Origin of the sequence: Paenibacillus sp. FSL L8-0663 (genome assembly GCF_038008125.1) — a bacterium.
Lineage (GTDB): Bacteria > Bacillota > Bacilli > Paenibacillales > Paenibacillaceae > Paenibacillus > Paenibacillus polymyxa_D.
The window spans coordinates 3,570,950-3,587,626 of record NZ_JBBOYM010000001.1; the positions used below are offsets into that span (position 1 = coordinate 3,570,950).

Genomic DNA, 16,677 nt, shown 5'->3' on the forward strand with positions numbered 1-16,677 from the left:
TCAGACCAAAACACGCCAAAATGGTTTAAAAGTCCGTTTTAACTTGATGATGGTGGAAAAATAAAGCAAACGGATAAAATCCAATGTCATATTTGTTATCAATGAATACCATCCCCATCGCTAACTACCCTTCATATTACAGAGAGGAGGAGCCCGCTTGCGTTCCTTGTTGGTAATTCACTTACATTCTGACCATGTATCTGAGCAGACACACGCCGTTTCCTCATGGCAGGCAGGACCTGAAAACCTTTTAGAATCCAACGGATACCTAACTCTGCCCTGCCGCAATGAATCTGAAATCAAACAGCTAATCCTTAATGCAGATGCGGCGGTACTAGACATGCCTGTCGGCACGATCAGCATGTGGGGTGGCAGGCTGGAGCAAGCCAAAGCAGTCCCGTTGCTCTGGTGGTGCAGCGCAGAATCAGCGTTATCATCGACAGAGGCTTGTGAAGCTGATGTCACTGTTGATGGCATTCTAACCCCTTCTATGGCAGCCCATGAGCTGAATTGGGCTCTTCATTTTAGTGCCAAACGCTTTTTTGAACGCCAGCACTGGCAAAGTGAACGCAAGCAACTGACCGCTCGGTTGGAAGAACGCAAATGGATTGATATGGCGAAAGGAATACTTGGAGAAGTAAACGGTATCCCGGAAGCGGAAGCATATGATGTGCTGCGGAAAAAAGCAATGAACGAACGCAAACGTATCGTTGATGTGGCAATTTCCATCGTCAAAGCACAGCAAATGCTAAAAGCATAAATCTGAAAGGGGCCTGAACATGAATATCATAGAAATATTAAAAGAAGTGGGTCGTGGCAAAAGGGGCGCCCGGGATCTGAATTACGCCGAAGCCGAAGCTGCTGCCGAACTTATTATGACCCAGTCAGCAACCCCTGCTCAAATCGGAGCTTTCTTTGCCGCGGAGCGCATTAAAATGGAGAGTGTTGGCGAGCTGGAAGCATTCGTAAACGTCTGCCGTAAATATACCCATCGCTACCCGATGCATAAAGGTATTGATTTCGCCGGTCCGTATGATGGCAGGAAGTCTTCATTTATTGCCACCTTCGCAACGGCCTTTCTACTCGCCTCATGCGGAATTCCTGTAACGATGCATGGTAGTGCACCCCTCCCTCCCAAATGGGGTGTTACGCTCCCGCTTTTATTGCAGGAAATGGGAGTAACGCCCCGGAACATGACGCGTGAAATCGCCGTTCATGCCGCGAAGCTGACTGGTGTACTGTTCGTAGCCTCCGAACAGTGGTGTGTGCCCCTGCGAGATATGCGGCCCATTCGCGAAGAACTGGGGCTTCGCACAGTGCTGAATACTGCCGAGAAACTGGTTGATTACGGTTCTTCCCCATATATTGTATTCGGCGTTTTCCACAATACTGTGTTCGAAAAGACGGCGAAACTCATACAAAATCTGAATTACCACAGAGCTCTGATCGTCCAGGGGAGCGAAGGATCGGAGGATCTGTTCATCGATCGGCCGACCCGGACTTACCTGCTTGCTAACGGCGAGGTATCATTACAGGTTATTGATCCGGAAATGTACGGACTGGATTCGGTGGTACCAGAGCATAACTGGACCCCCGCTGAACAACTGCGCATTACGGAGGAAGTGCTACAAGGCATAGCTTCTTTAGCCTTTTCGAATCAAGTGTTACTCAACAGTGCGGTCCGACTGTTCGTTGCAGGGCGAGTTGACTCCATAGAGGAAGGTTTGTATACCTGCAAACCGCTGCTAGAAAATGGGCACGCCTGGGGTTTGTATTGTCACTGGCGGGAAGCCATGCTCAGAACAGAAATAAAAACGGGAGCAGACAGATCTGAAACCCGATTGCATTTATAATTACTGGCGTCACGCAGTCTGTGATTACGAGCCCTAAACTGTCCAACTCAAAAAGGCTAGCTCCCTCACTCATACAAGGGGGCTGGCCTTTTATGCAAAGAAAAAGTCACTTACTCCGTCCTGCTCTAGAACTCCGACCATTCCTCGTTATCTGCACTGGTTGCGGCTGCAGCCAGATGAAGGGGACGGATGCGTACAGCTGCCGTTTTGAAGCCAGGCATCCGACAGAACGGATCAAGATCAGGGCGGGTCGCCCGATTAACATTTTGTATCCCACCCCAATGCATGGGCACGAAGAGCGTATCTTCGCGGATATGTGGTTTGATCCGGCTGCGGACAGTGAAGCTGCCGCGCTGTGATGCTATTTCTACCCACTCCCCGTCCCTGATGTGCCAGCGTCGCGCTGTCCGCGGATGAATTTCCACATAATTCTCAATCTCTCGCGCGGCCAGCGACGGACTTCTGCGCGTTTGTGCACCGGTCAAATAGTGAGCCAGTACACGGCCGTTCGTCAAAATAAGCGGGTACTCCTCTGATATCTCCTCTCCTGCTCCACAGCTTTCAACCACCGTAAAAACAGCCTTTTGATCAGAATGGGCAAAGGTTTCCCGAAACATTGTATCCATACCGGCTCTGTCCGTAAACGGGCATGGCCAATATACTCCTTCTTCACGACGCAGCCTGTCGTATGTGATCCCGTAGTAATCGGAAGGACCGCCCCGGCTGGCGAGCCGCAGTTCTTCAAAGATATGCTCGGCATCCCTGTACGAGAAATAGCCGCCCTTGTTTAGCTTTGCAGCCACCTGACACAAAATGTTCCAGTCATCTCTAGCCTCGCCTGGTGCGGGCCTCGCCGCTTCCCTTAGCAGAACGCGGCCCTCCAGATTGGTCATCGTCCCCATATTCTCCAAATAAGATGTCACAGGCAAAACGACGTCAGCCATTCGCGCGGTTTCCGTGAGAAACATATCCGCCACAACCAGCAGATTCAGCTTTTTGAGGGCTTTCTCCACCAGCCGGACATTCGGGTTAGATACTACAGGATTAGAGCCCATCACGAACAAGGCTTGGATTTCTTTCTGATGGACAAGCTCCATCATTTCATAAGCAGACACTCCCTTACCCGGCAAACTATTTGGTTCCACTCCCCACACGGATGCCACATAGGCTCGATCTTCTTCATCCTCAATTGATCTGTAACCAGGAAGCTGGTCAGCTTTTTGGCCGTGCTCTCGCCCCCCTTGCCCGTTTCCCTGACCTGTGATAGCTCCATAACCGCATCCTTCCCTTCCAATCTTGCCAGTGGCCAGCACCAGATTAAGAAATGCACGCACCGCCATATGTCCATCTGTCTGCTGTTCAACACCCCTGGCCGTAAAAACGATGCCAGTCTCCACACTGCCAAAGGCACGTGCTGCCTGCTGGATCATTTCTACCTCAATTCCGCACAACGCAGCCGATTCTCTCAGATCCACACCCTTCAAATGAGTCAACAGCTGGTCATAGCCATTGGTCCGCTTGCGGATAAACTCTTCATTCGCAAATCCTTCGTCCACGATGACCTTTAGCATGGCATTGGCCAACACAGCATCCATACCCGGCTTGATTTGCAGATGCAAATCGGCGGCCGCCGTCGTTGGTGTCGCGCGCGGGTCAATTACGATGATAAACGCACCATTTTCCTTCGCTTGGTAAAAATAAGGCATTAACGTTGGCTGACATTCAGCGATATTCGTACCTGCAAGCACAATACAACGAGCCAACGGAATATCAGCAAGTCTGCAGGTCAGTCCGCGATCAACGCCAAACACTTTACTGCCAGCGGATGCCGCTGCCGACATGCAGAAGCGCCCGTTATAGTCGATATATCGCGTACCTACAGCCACTCTTGCAAATTTACCGAGTAAATAAGCCGTTTCATTGGAGAGTGAACCTCCACCGTAAATTCCGATTGCATCAGGACCCTGTGTGGACAGTAGCGTAGAGAACCTGCTAGCTATAGTATCCAACGCCTCCTCCCACTTGACGGGAACCAGTTGGCCCTCTTTGCGAATGAGGGGCTGTACCAGCCTTTCCGCATGAGTCGCATGCTGATGCGCATTCATTCCTTTGATACACAACCTACCCTGCGAGGCTGCATTAGGCTTCCCTTCCGCCTTATACACTGTACGGATGATACCCGCAAGTGTCTCTGTACCCGTGCTAACGGTCATCTTACATTGCACGCTGCAAAACGGGCACTGCGTATCCATTACTGACGGTACATGTAGCCCAGCTTCCGGTTTGCCTTCTCCTGACTGACACATCAAAGCCACCTCCCTTTCGCCATTTTTTGGAATTTTATCGTCTGCACGATAGAGAATTCGCCACAACTCCAACTCAACCCGTCATCCTGTCAGCATTGTGGTCCGCAGGCTACCCGCCAGTCCACTTCGAAGAGCAGCGTCAAGCACACTTTCCCGTAATGCCAGAACGCCAGTCCTTTCCATCCACTCCCACATTTTTTCCCCATACCGGGCACTATGTCGGTATATTTGCAAGCAAGCTGCCGTCAGCAGAACCGCTTCTGTCGGGTCTTCCTCCAATCCAAGCAGCTGCCCCTGGCGAACCGGATGCTCTGCATGGCCACCGGCATAGACCTCCCAGCCTGCTGGAGAACGAGATATTCCAATATCGTGGACAAGTACACCTCCGGGATACGCCGATCCAGGACAAATAGCAACTGTAACTAACGCTGGCAATGCGAGACTTCCCCATAAAGTTGCCAACCGCTCTCTTAGCCAGGCTACTTCTACAAATGCCTGATCCATCAGGTCCGACTCAACAAAAGACCGATCCTCGGCATTTAGGTTCGTAAAGCGCAGACCCGTAGAAGAGGCCTCCCCTCCATACTGCGGTGTGACCTGAACCGCAACGCCAGCACCTAATGGATTTGTCGCAGATCTGTCGCGCAACCCAAGGGATTCCAAGTAATAAAGTACAGCCGGACGACACAATTCACACCCCTGCTGCCTGGTCCAACCGAGACGGGATACTACTTCACCTGGAGTCTGACAGGCTGCGTCCACCATAGCTGTTTTAAGCGAATCATGATCGTAATGCGTACATCCGCACACAGGGACAACTTCTTGGGCGGTCGGAGTAACTACAGGTCCGGAATCTGTGGATCGGGATAAACTATTTTTGACCAGTGCAGCCACCAGCGGCCGACAGCCCCCACAGGAACCAGATGCTTTGGTCCGGCTTTTCACCTCTTCCACCGTCTTCAGCTTATCCGTGGCAATCGCTCGCAAAATAGCTCCCTTACTCACGCCGTTGCACGCACATACCGTTTCTTCTTCCGGCAGTGCGGCTGCCGCATCCTCTGCTTTGCTCCGGCTGTTATCCCGGGATGCAAGCTCTGTAGCGGACGCCCCGCGCCGTACCATTCCGAGCAGCGAGGTACTTTCCGCCGTATCTCCGTACAAAATGGCGCCAGTGACAGCGCCGCCGCGCATCATCACTTTTTTATAAACCTCCAGCATTCCGTTATATTCCATGACCGCTGTCTCGTTTCCCTCATCGCGAATGTCTCCTGCGGAAAACACATGGATCCCCGCTACCTTGAGCTGCGCATACGGAACCGTCCCTTCATAGGGAGCCGTTTCACGACCACAAATAACTTTTGCCAGCACTTTGCCCTGCTCATATAGCGGCGCCACCAGTCCGTATGAAATCCCACGGTGCTCAGCACATTCGCCGACGGCATAAATACCAGGAATACTCGTGCGCATATAATCATCCACGACAATGGCGCGGTTTACGGTCAGACCGCTGTCCTGAGCTAATTCGATATTCGGTCGGATACCAACCGCCAGCACAACCAAATCCGTGTCCAGCCTGTTCCCGTCCGCAAACATCAAGCCTTGCGCCCTGTTTCGGCCTATGATGTTGACCGTTTCCTTCGCCAAATGAAACCTCATGCCCTGTTCCTCCAACTTTCGCTGCAGAAGCACAGCTGCCGTCCGGTCAAGCTGACGGTTCATAAGATACTGCGCATTATGAACAACCTCAGTTTCCATCCCTAGATTCAGCAGGCCTTGAGCAGCTTCAAGTCCTAACAGCCCCCCTCCGATAACCGTGGCCCTGCGGTATGTTTTGGCATATCTAGCCATGGTTTCACAATCATTCACATCACGAAAAGCAATTACTCCCTGTTTTCGCACTCCAGGAATGGGCGGAATGAAAGGTAATGAGCCCGTTGCCAATATGAGCATGTCATAAGGTTCTTTCATGCCGGATTCCGTTTCCACCATCCCGGTTGCAACATCAATACGACAGACGCGTTCACCCGCGTACAGCTTTACCCCGTTCTCTTCATACCAGTCCCAGTCATGGGTAACGATATGTTTAAATGAGCTCTCCTCCTGAAGCATTTTGGACAGGAGCACTCGGTTGTACCCGGGACGGGGCTCTGCACCAAATATCGTGATTTGGAACCGCTCTGGCTCCAAATTGAGTATTTCCTCCACACATTTGATGCCTGCCATACCATTGCCGACGACGACCAGTTTTTTCATCATGTTAAACCAGCCCCATTCTCAGAATAAAATAAGACAGAAAAAGCCCTTCTCCATTCAATGGAAAAGGGCACCGTTGCCGTAAAAGTCGGCACATCGTTGTGCCGATATGTATCTAAGATTACTGAATTGAGAATGTCATGTCAACATTCAATACATGAAAACTATATTTTCACCTTTTATTTAATTTTTTTCTCGCATTTGTGTTATGTATATTGACATACAATAGATCCTTTTTTATAATTTGAATTAAAATCACTCCAACGTGATCATACCAAGTCGACTCACAATGAAGTGTGTCAACCACGGCAATGAAGCCGCAAACCGTTTCCTAGATACCATGTAGGGGCGATTTGCGGCTTTTCATGTTCAAATTACATTTTGCAGACAAAGAACAACAATTAGAACAGGAGAGATGGAGAATGAACAAAAAAAGTTTCTGGAAAAGCGGACACAAGCCCACCTTATTTGGTTCCTTTCTGTATTTTGATATCAGTTTTATGATATGGGGGATGATCGGACCGTTGGCCGTTGTAATTGCCAATGATTATCCAATGGACCCTGTACAAAAAGCCAATCTTGTCGCTCTACCCATACTCGGTGGTTCCCTGCTGCGGCTCGTGCTCGGATTCATGTCGGATTATATCGGTCCCAAGCTCACAGGACAGATTGGTATGCTTGTCACGATCATCCCGCTTTTGCTCGGCTGGCTGTGGGTTGATTCGCTGGAGCAATTATACGTTGTTGCCCTACTCCTGGGCGTAGCTGGAGCTTCATTTGCAGCTGCGCTGCCGTTAGCCGGTCAATGGTACCCCAAAGAGCATCAAGGCTTGGCTATGGGAATTGCCGGAGCCGGTAATAGTGGTACCGTCCTTGCGACTTTGTTCGCCAACCGCATTGCTCAACATTTTGGCAGTTGGGAAGCCGTTTTCGGATTGGCCATCCTCCCCATCTTAATCGTCTTCATTCTGTTCAGTATTTTTGCCCGCAACAGCCCTCACCGCCCGGCACCAAAAAATCTGTCGCAATATGCTTCGGTGCTCAAACAGAGGGATGCCTGGGTATTCTGTGCCTTTTATTGCGTGACGTTTGGCGGATTCGTTGGCCTTTCTAATTATTTGACTATTTTCTTCAATACCCAGTATGGCCTCTCCGCGGTACATGCCGCCGATTTTGCAACCGTTTGTGTGATTGCCGGAAGCTTTTTTCGTCCTGTAGGTGGCTTTTTATCCGATCGGATTGGTGGTTCACGCATGCTAATGTACTTGTATGCGGGGGCCGGGATTATGCTCGCCGGCATTGCGTTTTTACCGCCACTTACCGTGGTAGTTGTGCTGCTGTTCGTAGGCATGATGTGCCTTGGCGCTGGCAACGGCTCTGTATTCCAGCTCGTGCCGCAGCGCTTCGGCAACGAAATCGGGCTCATGACCGGCATCGTCGGCGCTGCTGGTGGCATAGGCGGGTACTTTCTCCCTCTTATACTGGGTCATCTGTACAAATCAACGGGTTCCTATATGCCGGGCTTCATCTGTCTGAGCCTACTTACGTTCTGTGCCTTTACCCTCGTCATCATAATGCAATTGAAATGGCGTAACAGCTGGATGCGACGCTCTGCTACAGCTACTGATGAAGCCGTCAATCGCATTGGAGAATTAAATGCCTGATATTCATTAAATATAAAGCTGCGAAAAATATAAAGCTGCGAAGCATTGAATTGTTCCTCAAACATCCCTATAGCCCAAAAAATGGCTTAACTTCGTTTATATAAAATGAAGTTAAGCTATTTTTTATGCACACTCAATCGAATCACACCTATAAAAACTATGATAAACATCACATTAGATCAATATTTTCCGAAAATATTATGAAAATTAAATGAAATTTTCATTTAAAAACATTGAAAATCGCTTTCATTTTCATAATTTCTCTTATGTAAACACTTATATAACCATTTTTCACACAACATACTTGTTCACTTGGTTTAAAATAAGGCGTATACTTGTTCACGAATTGTTCAAGGATGAACTAAATGTAATTTTCTAGAAAGAAGGAATTAAAAATGCGTGCTTTTCATTTTACGGAAGACGGATCTATCGAAACCAAATTAACCGGAAAAGATCTACTTGCCAACCCACTGCTGAATAAAGGAGTGGCTTTTACCTTGGAAGAACGGAAACAACTTGGACTTGACGGTCTCCTTCCTCCTACGATATTAACTATTGAGGAGCAGGTTCAACGGGTTTACGAGCAATTTCAGAGCCAACCGGATAATTTGCGTAAAAATGTTGCGTTAAATGATCTTTTTAATCGCAATACGGTCCTTTATTATCGTTTGCTCTCTGAGCACCTAAGCGAAATGCTCCCGATTGTTTATACACCAACAGTAGGCCAGGCTATACAGGAATACAGTCATGAATATCACAAGCCCGGTGGTATGTATTTATCTATTGATAATCTGGCGGGTATCGAAGAGGCTTTTAAGAATTTGAACCTGGACCCTGATGATATCGACCTGATCGTAGCCACAGATTCCGAGAGTATTTTGGGAATCGGGGACTGGGGAGTCGGAGGTATTAATATCTCTATTGGTAAGCTTGCTGTGTATACAGCTGCTGCTGGTATAGATCCTAGCCGGGTGCTGGCAGTTGTTCTTGATGCAGGTACAAACAACGAGAAGCTATTGGAAGATCCTTTATATATGGGGAATCGTCACAAACGTGTACGTGGAGAACAATATGATCAATTTATTGACACTTATGTTCAGGCTGCACTTTCCTTTTTCCCGAATGCTCTGCTGCACTGGGAAGATTTGGGCAATGTCAATGCACGGAACATTATCAATAAATACGGAAATAGTATTTTGACTTTTAATGACGACATTCAGGGTACTGGAGCGGTTACACTCGCAGGTGTGATGTCCGGTGTTCAATTGTCCGGAATCCCACTGAGCAAGCATCGGGTTCTAGTCTTTGGTCCAGGAGCTGCCGGAATCGGCAATGCAGACCAAATTAGCGCCGCCATGATGCTGGAAGGACTGTCAGAAGCAGAAGCAAGACGTAACTTCTGGGCTTATGATTACCGTGGCCTGCTTACCAACGAAACAGAAGGACTTTTTCCATTTCAGGTTCCTTATGCGCGTGATGCTGCAGAATGCCGTGACTGGGAACATGCTGAAGATGGAAAAATCCCTCTGCTTGAAGTCATTCGCCGCGTGAAACCGACGATTATGATTGGTACTTCCGGTGTTAGTGGGGCATTTAGTGAGGAAATCGTTAAAGAAATGGCCAAACATACAGAACGTCCTATAATTATGCCTATGTCCAACCCGACTCCACTTGCAGAAGCAACTCCGCAAGATTTGATCCACTGGACCGAAGGAAAAGCCCTGATTGCAACAGGAAGTCCTTTTGAGCCGGTGATCTATAACAATATTAAGTTTGAAATTGGGCAATCCAACAATGCTTTCGTGTTCCCGGGTCTTGGTCTTGGCGCAATCGTGGTAAAATCCAAAATCATAACAGATAGCATGTTTGCTGCAGCTGCCCATGCAGTAGCTCAAATGGTGGATTTGTCGCAGCCTGGTGCTTCCCTGCTGCCAAAAATCAATGAATTACGCGAAGTATCTGAAGCGGTAGCCGTGGCTGTGGCCAAGGCAGCAGTTCAGGATGGAGTAGCGCGTCATCAACCGGACGATATCGCACAAGCAGTTCGAGATGCGATGTGGGACTGTAAATATAAACCCATCAAACAATATGGTCAGGAAGCGGTCCTGGTTTAAAAAATAGCGAACAACATCAAATTTATACTTGCATACGCAAAGTGATTATTTAACTGATGTCCGCCATTTTTGGCGGACATCTTCATTGGAGGCGACATCATGGCTACAGGTCATATTTTTATTATCTTAATTCCTATTTTCTTTGTCATTTTAATTGGTTATTTCGCAGGATTGTTTAAAGCTTTTAACCCCGCTTCTTCTAAGGGATTAAATACACTCGTGACGAAGTTTGCTCTACCCGCACATTTGTTTATTGGGATTACGACGACACCAAGAGAGACGTTGATTCAAAAGTGGCCCTTTCTTGTGGCTTTGCTACTTGGTGTAATCGGCTTTTATATTGTATTGCTCATTGTTTATCGCTTAATTGCCAAAAAAGGCCTGACTGAATCCTCCATGTTCGCATTGAATTCAACACAGCCTTCTTTTGCATTCATGGGAATTCCGGTTCTGGGCAGCTTGTTCGGAAGTGCGTCAGTCGCCATCCCGATTGCGATTACCGGGATCGTCGTTAATGCCATTCTTGATCCGCTTGCAAGTATTTTGGGAACGGTCGGCCAGCGCAAAACAACAGAATCCGACGGCACTAAAGGCAACTTATTTAAAGTCACTATGAAATCAGTCCTTCATGGACTCAGCGAGCCACTTGCCTGCGTACCTTTGTTTGGTGTCATATTGACTCTATGTGGATTCCACGCTCCGAAACTTTTACAATCCATGTTTGATCAAATCGGCAATGTTACTGCCGGTACAGCCCTATTTGCCATCGGGGTAACCATTGGTATCAAGAAGATTACGTTCAGTCCAAAAGCACTTAGCATTGCTGTGCTGAAAGCCATCGTAATGCCTATTGTTATGCTCGGTATTGCTGTTCTGATAGGACTATCCCATGAAGATGTAAGCAAAGCCGTACTGCTTGTCGCTTTTCCCGGCTCGGCTGTGGCCGCTATGATTGCTACCCGTTATGAAACACTGGAAACGGAAGCTGCATCTGCATTTGTTATTAGCTCAGTCTTATCGCTCATTTCACTACCCTTGCTCATTTCACTTCTTTTATAAGGGACAGAAAAGTTAAGAACCCTCAATGCAATCCAGGTATTTATAGGTGTAAAGCAAACCCGTTTGTCCTCATTTATCTTATTTTTTAAATATTGTCTGAACAATAAAGTGATTTAGTAAGAATTGAGTTGGAAAAACAACATAAATCCAGTTTGCCGACAAGCGGCGGCCCCATCGTTTCATTCACTAGGGGGCCGCCGTTCTTTTTGAATAACCTTCTACTCTCCCTTTTAATAAATACCTAACATTTAGAAAGCAAATTGTCGAAATATATATGGGGTAGGTTGTATATGAAACTAAATTGCTAATTCAAAGGAGAAGAAAACGTGAAAAACTTGAAGTGGAGAACTATGTCCTTTTTTGGTAAAAATCTATTAATCTCTTTTCTTAACATCGTATTAATAGGAGCTATTCTCATCACATCCAGCTATATACTTCAAAAGAACATTCTCACCACGCAGCTGCAAGATCAAGTTAAGGTATTGACTAAAAAATGGGCAGAAGATGTTGATAAAACAAAAGTACAACAAGCATTGAATGAAAAAGATTATAACGGCTCTGCTCAACAAGATCTACGCAAATTTCTCGATTCTATTCACGCCTTTTATCCGAATGTTGCCCAAGCTTACATATTTGGTACAGAGCTAACAGAAGGTAATCAGACCTCCATTATTGGCGTTCCCACAAATTTAGTCCAAGCTTTCCAAGACTTAAAGATGAACATTGGGGACATGTACACTCTTCCTGACGAAAATGCACAAGCCGTAAATAAAATGCTTCAATCTAATGAATCAGCATTAAGCAGCTTTTACACGGACGAATATGGCACATGGACTACCATTGTTTACCCGATTACAGATGCAAGCGGGAAAGTCACAAGTGCGATTTACTTTGACGTAGATGCGAGCTCTGTACCTACCGGCCTTCATAAATTGCTTGTATACGGTGTTTCACTGCTCATTCTGTTTCTTGCCATCTTCTTAACGATTCAATATTTACTGGTAAAGCGCACCCTCTCCCCGATTCGTAGCCTGATGAAGGGCATTGAAGAAGTCAGCGAGGGTAATCTGAATGTAAAAATCAAGACAGGCGAGGACGACCTTGGCATTATCAATCAAAAATTTAATTCTATGATCAAACGCCTTAACGATACTATGGTGAAAGTACAGGATACGACACAAGAAGTTACGGGATCTGCCCAAGAATTGTTAAGCATTAGCGAGAAAAACAGTACGAATACGAACGTCATTAACAGCAATATTCAGGAAATAACCCAGGGGCTTGAAGCTCAGGATCACGCAGCACATGAAAGCTCCAGAGCTATGAATGAAATGTCGACAGTTATCCAAACCATTGCGGAGAGCTCCTCTTCCGTAGCTGATCAAGCTTATTCTATGGAAAAACGCTCCGTTGAAGGCAATCAGGTAGCCCAAAAGCTTTCCGCTCAAATGGACTCTATCTCCACTACAATGGAAAGTACAGCTGATTCCGTTAATGCGCTGCAGAACCGTTCGAACGAAATCAGCAATATCGTCAGCATCATTACAGGCATTGCCAGTCAAACGAATCTGCTTGCACTGAACGCTTCTATTGAAGCTGCCAGAGTCGGTGAAGAAGGCAAAGGTTTTGCAGTCGTAGCGGGAGAAGTGCGTAATTTGGCTGAGCAGTCTCAAGAGTCTGCCAAACAAATCGCAGAGCTTATTGAAGAAATCCAAAAAGAAATTGAGCAAACTGTAAAAGGCATCAGCGTTGGTACAAAAGAAGTTCACGTCGGGCTGGAAGTTACAAAGCAGACAGGCGAAATGTTCTCTGAAATTTTAGATGCGTCTAATAAAGTGTCGTCACAAATCCAGGAAGTATCCAGTGCAACGGAGCAGATCTCGGCCAGCACGCAGGAAATGTCAGCTACCTCTGACGAGCTGTCTTCCACAGTTAGCAAAACAGTGGACAGCAGCAAACAAATTGAACAAACCATTGGAGAACAAGCTGAATCCATGGCTTCTATTGTCAAAGCTTCTGACAAGCTTACATTGATGTCTGGCGAGCTGGAAGAGCTTATTTCTTTCTTCAAGGTAAACCGAGAAGCCTAATTTTATAACTTCTAAATAGCCATAGATAACAGTAAAGAACCTCTAATCTGCATATAATGCGCATCAGAGGTTCTTTGATATACTCTTACGTACTTCTTAATTTATAAATCCTTCCAAAGCTGAAGTTGGCTTACCGTCAGCCTGCCAAGCACCTTTGTTATAACCCTGATTGTAACCTGGAGTTGCAGCAGGCTCCCAATAAAATACCCCTGTACCTTTACCGCCTCCGATGTCCCGAACCTTCGTTTTGATTGCAAATATAAATGACTTGGAAGCCGCAGGTTCATTATATTCCATCCCGATTTCACTGATGACAATACCTTTGCCGTATTTTGCAATGAGGTTATTGGCATTGGTAATCGTCTGATCCACCTTGCCCTGCCAGTCAGAAGGAGACGGATACAGAGACAGTCCGATGAGATCAAACTGAGCTCCATTATCAATCAGCCCGCCGATATTCCAGTTCAACACAGAACTGTTATCCCCGTTGGCTAAATGTACGATCGTTTTAGTACTACTGCTTACCGATTTTACAGCATTATTACCTGTATTGACGAGCCAGGCATAGTTTTTCATGTTCACCGAAGCTTTGCCATCTTCCCAGAGCATTCCATTGTTCGTCTCATTACCGATCTGCACCCAGTCCGGTGTTACCCCCTTGCTTTTCATCGTGTCCATAACATAGACCGTATGGGACCAGACTGCATCCATAAGTTGTGTAAATGTGAAATTGCGCCACGCATAAGGTTTGTTCTGTTGCCCTGGATCTGCCCAAGAATCACTATAATGTAGAGTCAGCATAACGCTCATACCTAACTTTTTAGCTCGTTGCGCCAGTTCTGCTGCCTTTTCGGCATTCATGTATCCGCTTGCATAATCTTTCATGTCAGGGTTTACCCACACACGGATACGCACCGAGTTGATCTGATAGTCATCTCGCAAAATTTGCAGTATATCTCGACGAACACCCTTCTTATCCTTCCAACTCATACCTTGCGCTTCCATTCCTGCTACCCAGCTTATATCTGCTCCTTTGGCGAAAGCAGGGGCGGCCGAAGCCGCACCCAACCCTACAGAACCGAACGGATACAATAAGCTGGATAACAAGATCAACATCGCAAATACCATCGTGCGGTTACCTGTTTTCATAAGTCATCTCCCATCCGAATTGTATACTTCTCATTGCCTCTGACCAATCTACCAGCTCCCACTCGGGAAAACGATAGAGATCACACTTAATATATCATGTTCTATTTATTGCGCTCTGTCTTTAAAACCTTAACAGCGTAGGCATCCAATTGAATGCTACCATCTTCTATCACATGATTTTCAAGCATATCCGCATAAGTTCGTCCATCCAACATAATCTTTTGCGGCTCATGCGTGAAATTCAATATGAAAATATAATCATGAACTCCATCGGTACGAATCGCCGTATTCACTCCATGAGGCAACTTCACATTGAGCGCTTTACTGATTCCTGCATCATCAATTAAACTTCTGTAAAAATGACTGTGGAATAGTCCGATGTTGCGTGATGCGATGTAATAAGCCTTTCCTTGTCCCAAACGGTTCACCGTCAAAGCTGGGCGTCCTGCATAAAAGTCTGAACCGTACACAGCCAGTACCTCTGCACCCTCTGTATGAATGAGATCACACAATTCTACAGCTTCATACTCCCCTTGCAGATCCAGCTCATTGCCTTCAACCGGCAAAATGTGATTACGGTCATGATCATGCAATCCGTCAATCTCTTCCGACCAGATCCCCAGCGTCTTACGAAGCGGGCCCGGAAAGCCTCCAAGGAAGCACAAATCATGTTCATCTACGATACCAGACCAATAGGTTGCTACGAAAATACCACCGTTTTCAACAAACTTCTGTATACGCTCCCCCACACCGCTGCGGACCATATATAACATCGGAGCTACCAAAAGTTTGTATTTGGAGAAATCTGCATCCATATGAATGACATCTACAGGCACACCCTGCTCCCACAGCGCCAAATAATGCGCTTCAGCTGTCTCTTCATATTTCACACCTTTGTTCCGCGGTCCCTGTGAATCGTTGATTCCCCAACGGTTCTCCCAGTCAAAAATGACTGCGGCCTCCGCCGGTACAGATGTACCGATAACCTCCTCCAATTTTTCCAGCGTATTACCGACATGGGTCACATCCCCGAATACCCGAGTGTGCTCATGTCCGACATGATCGACAACCGCACCATGCAGCTTTTCACTCGAACCGCGGCTTTTCCGCCACTGAAAATATTGAACGGTGTCTGACCCGTGTGCCACAGCCTGTAAAGACGAGAGCAGATGCATTCCCGGCCGCTTCAGCTTGCTAACGTCTTGCCAGTTCGTCAAACTTGGTGTACTCTCCATGAGCATCCAAGGCTTACCTCCCTTGATTGAACGAATAATATCATGCATCATGGCCACTTTAGCAGCCTGACGGCTATCATCTCCCTCACGATCATGCCATGTTGGGTAACTATCCCAGGATATAACATCGAGCAGATCAGCAAACTTCCAGTAGTTCAATCCTTCAAAAAACTCCATCAAATTGGTTGTGACCGGAATTGCTGGATTTGCAGCCTTGAGCGGCACAATCTCATGCTTGATAAAATCTGCGGTCTGATCGGTCACAAACCGTCTCCAGTCCAAATTCATGGCATGAACCTGTGTTTCACCGTGAGGTGCCGGGGACTCAACTTGGCTCCAGTCCGTAATCGTATGACTCCAAAAGGTCGTCCACCATGCGTGATTTAGCTTGTCCAGCGTACCGTATTTATCCTGGACCCAAGCGCGAAATGCCTCCTGACAATAATCACAGTGGCAATCTCCACCAAATTCATTGGAAATATGCCAGCCAATCACAGCCGGATGGTTAGCATAACGCTCGGCTAGCTTCGTATTCATGATACGTACTTTTTCCCGGTAAACAGGCGATGTAGCACAGTGATTATGGCGAAACCCGTGCAGATTACGGACACGGTTAGCCTCCACACGCAGCACCTCAGGATATTTTTGTGACATCCAGGCTGGTCTTGCTCCACTAGGAGTAGCCAAAAATGCATAGATTCCGTTCTCAGCAAACGAATCCAGAATACGATCCAGCCACTCAAACGTAAATACACCTTCCTCAGGCTCCAATGATACCCATGAGAAAATGCCAACAGACATCACGTTACATTTGGCTAGTTTCATTAGACGAATATCCTCCGCTAACACCTCAGGGTAATGCTGCCATTGCTCCGGGTTATAGTCCGCTCCATGCAGCATACGTGGAATTCGCTCACTAATCGGGGGGTACTTAGTTATGTTTTGATACGTCAC

The 16,677-nt window shown here is 47.0% G+C and carries 10 protein-coding genes; 6 read left to right on the plus strand and 4 right to left on the minus strand.

Features of this window, described 5'->3' with window-relative positions:
- The first annotated feature begins 157 nt into the window (after nucleotides 1–157).
- Both MKY75_RS15545 and MKY75_RS15550 read left to right on the plus strand, forming a co-directional pair.
- On the plus strand, nucleotides 158–760 hold the full coding sequence (locus MKY75_RS15545) for an ANTAR domain-containing response regulator (protein ID WP_029517669.1): 603 nt from the start codon (nucleotides 158–160) through the stop codon (nucleotides 758–760).
- A 19-nt stretch (nucleotides 761–779) separates the two neighbouring features.
- The gene (locus MKY75_RS15550; RefSeq protein ID WP_029517670.1) at nucleotides 780–1,853 is read left to right on the plus strand and encodes an anthranilate phosphoribosyltransferase; all 1,074 of its coding nucleotides are present in this window, start codon (nucleotides 780–782) and stop codon (nucleotides 1,851–1,853) included.
- A gap of 125 nt (nucleotides 1,854–1,978) precedes the next feature.
- On the opposite strand, the gene nasC is transcribed toward MKY75_RS15550, so the two are convergent.
- On the minus strand, nucleotides 1,979–4,159 hold the full coding sequence (nasC, locus tag MKY75_RS15555; RefSeq protein WP_340885851.1) for an assimilatory nitrate reductase catalytic subunit NasC: 2,181 nt from the start codon (nucleotides 4,157–4,159) through the stop codon (nucleotides 1,979–1,981).
- Nucleotides 4,160–4,240: 81 nt separating this feature from the next.
- Nucleotides 4,241–6,415: a nitrite reductase large subunit NirB gene (gene nirB / locus MKY75_RS15560; RefSeq protein WP_340885853.1), complete on the minus strand. Its 2,175-nt coding sequence runs from the start codon at nucleotides 6,413–6,415 to the stop codon at nucleotides 4,241–4,243.
- A gap of 419 nt (nucleotides 6,416–6,834) precedes the next feature.
- Here nirB and MKY75_RS15565 point away from each other — a divergent pair, with 419 nt between their 5' ends.
- The 4 genes from MKY75_RS15565 (at nucleotide 6,835) to MKY75_RS15580 (ending at nucleotide 13,339) form a co-directional block, all read left to right on the plus strand.
- Nucleotides 6,835–8,076 carry a nitrate/nitrite transporter gene (locus MKY75_RS15565; RefSeq protein ID WP_340887096.1) on the plus strand — a complete coding sequence of 414 codons (1,242 nt, stop codon included), beginning with the start codon at nucleotides 6,835–6,837 and terminating at the stop codon, nucleotides 8,074–8,076.
- A 395-nt stretch (nucleotides 8,077–8,471) separates the two neighbouring features.
- Complete coding sequence (locus MKY75_RS15570) at nucleotides 8,472–10,190, plus strand: NAD-dependent malic enzyme (protein WP_318627887.1); 1,719 nt, start codon at nucleotides 8,472–8,474, stop codon at nucleotides 10,188–10,190.
- A 99-nt stretch (nucleotides 10,191–10,289) separates the two neighbouring features.
- The gene (locus MKY75_RS15575) at nucleotides 10,290–11,249 is read left to right on the plus strand and encodes an AEC family transporter (RefSeq protein ID WP_340885855.1); all 960 of its coding nucleotides are present in this window, start codon (nucleotides 10,290–10,292) and stop codon (nucleotides 11,247–11,249) included.
- A 326-nt stretch (nucleotides 11,250–11,575) separates the two neighbouring features.
- Nucleotides 11,576–13,339: a methyl-accepting chemotaxis protein gene (locus MKY75_RS15580; protein WP_340885856.1), complete on the plus strand. Its 1,764-nt coding sequence runs from the start codon at nucleotides 11,576–11,578 to the stop codon at nucleotides 13,337–13,339.
- 96 nt (nucleotides 13,340–13,435) lie between these two features.
- Here the strand turns inward: MKY75_RS15580 and MKY75_RS15585 are convergent, their stop codons facing one another.
- Both MKY75_RS15585 and MKY75_RS15590 read right to left on the minus strand, forming a co-directional pair.
- Nucleotides 13,436–14,488, minus strand: a complete 1,053-nt coding sequence (locus MKY75_RS15585) for a glycoside hydrolase family 53 protein (protein WP_340885860.1) — start codon at nucleotides 14,486–14,488, stop codon at nucleotides 13,436–13,438.
- A 101-nt stretch (nucleotides 14,489–14,589) separates the two neighbouring features.
- The gene (locus MKY75_RS15590; RefSeq protein ID WP_318627886.1) at nucleotides 14,590–16,677 is read right to left on the minus strand and encodes a beta-galactosidase; all 2,088 of its coding nucleotides are present in this window, start codon (nucleotides 16,675–16,677) and stop codon (nucleotides 14,590–14,592) included.

Coding starts and splice junctions, on each gene's coding strand:
- MKY75_RS15550 (WP_029517670.1), top strand. CDS start 780: ATGAATATCATAGAAATATTAAAAGAAGTGGGTCGTGGCAAAAGGGGC.
- nasC (WP_340885851.1), bottom strand. CDS start 4,159: ATGTGTCAGTCAGGAGAAGGCAAACCGGAAGCTGGGCTACATGTACCG.
- nirB (WP_340885853.1), bottom strand. CDS start 6,415: ATGATGAAAAAACTGGTCGTCGTCGGCAATGGTATGGCAGGCATCAAA.
- MKY75_RS15565 (WP_340887096.1), top strand. CDS start 6,835: ATGAACAAAAAAAGTTTCTGGAAAAGCGGACACAAGCCCACCTTATTT.
- MKY75_RS15570 (WP_318627887.1), top strand. CDS start 8,472: ATGCGTGCTTTTCATTTTACGGAAGACGGATCTATCGAAACCAAATTA.
- MKY75_RS15575 (WP_340885855.1), top strand. CDS start 10,290: ATGGCTACAGGTCATATTTTTATTATCTTAATTCCTATTTTCTTTGTC.
- MKY75_RS15585 (WP_340885860.1), bottom strand. CDS start 14,488: ATGAAAACAGGTAACCGCACGATGGTATTTGCGATGTTGATCTTGTTA.